Annotated in this window: 1 protein-coding gene; it reads left to right on the top strand. The window is 69.6% G+C overall.

From position 1 onward, the window contains the following. Positions 1-26: 26 nt before the first annotated feature. Positions 27-500 (top strand): condensation domain-containing protein (locus tag ACX4ZE_RS23045; RefSeq protein ID WP_480275561.1); only part of this gene is annotated, 474 nt, incomplete at its 3' end.

Here is a 500-nt window from a genome sequence, read left to right as displayed (position 1 = left end):
TCGGGCAATTCGAGGTGCCGGTGGAAGTGGCCGAGGCGGAAGTCGTGGACATGGAGGCGGCGGTGGCCGCGGCGGCATGGTATACGTTCGACCTGTCGGCGCAGATCCCGGTGCGGGCGAGTGTGTTCCGCTGCACCGGCCCGGGCGAGGACGACCATACCCGCGGCGAGTACGTGCTACTGCTGCTGATCCACCATATCGCCGGGGACGGGTGGTCGTTGGCGCCGTTGCTGCGGGATCTGGCCGGCGCCTACACCACACGCATCCACGACCGCAGCCCGGAGTGGGCGCCGCTGCCGGTGCAGTACGTGGACTACACGCTGTGGCAGCGGCAACTGTTGGGTGAGCACACCGATCCCGACAGTGTGGTGTCGCGGCAGCTGGCGTATTGGCGGGACGAGCTGGCCGGGCTGCCCGAACAACTGCGGTTGCCGACCGACCGGCCGCGGCCGCGGGTGGCGAGCTATCGCGGTGACAGTGTGGCGGTGGAGATCGACGCC

Source organism: Nocardia sp. TBRC8007 (assembly GCF_056629435.1).
The sequence above is the reverse complement of the archived record's forward strand: the minus strand, read 5'-3'. Positions and strand labels throughout refer to the sequence as shown.